General features: G+C 54.1%; 1 rRNA gene. It reads right to left on the bottom strand.

Annotated elements, in window-relative coordinates:
* Nucleotides 1-466: ribosomal RNA gene (locus tag ACYVD0_RS14695) — 16S ribosomal RNA — on the bottom strand; the annotation flags it as partial.
* Nucleotides 467-627: the final 161 nt, after the last annotated feature.

The following is a 627-nucleotide window of genomic DNA, read 5'->3' as shown; positions in this document are numbered from 1 at the left end:
AGGGTATTCGCCTACAGCCCTTCCTCCCGACTTAAAGTGCTTTACAATCCGAAGACCTTCTTCACACACGCGGCATGGCTGGATCAGGCTTTCGCCCATTGTCCAATATTCCCCACTGCTGCCTCCCGTAGGAGTCTGGACCGTGTCTCAGTTCCAGTGTGACTGATCATCCTCTCAGACCAGTTACGGATCGTCGCCTTGGTGGGCCTTTACCCCACCAACCAGCTAATCCGACCTAGGCTCATCTGTTAGCGCGAGGTCCGAAGAGCCCCCGCTTTCTCCCGTAGGACGTATGCGGTATTAGCGCGAGTTTCCCCGCGTTATCCCCCACTAACAGGCAGATTCCTAGGCATTACTCACCCGTCCGCCGCTCGCCGGCAACCCGAAGGTCCCGCTGCCGCTCGACTTGCATGTGTTAGGCCTGCCGCCAGCGTTCAATCTGAGCCATGATCAAACTCTTCAGTTCAAATCCAGCAGGATCCAGGGATCCATATTTCGGCTCAGCAATCGCAAACAAACTCATGAATTCACGAGTGTTGCTTGTGTCGCTGACAATCTTTCGATCACCAGTCTTACCCACAAGCACCCACACGAATTGCTTGATTCAACTTGTTAAAGAGCGTTTCG

The organism is Azotobacter armeniacus (assembly GCF_054779355.1).
This window is presented reverse-complemented; position numbering and strand designations above follow the sequence as displayed.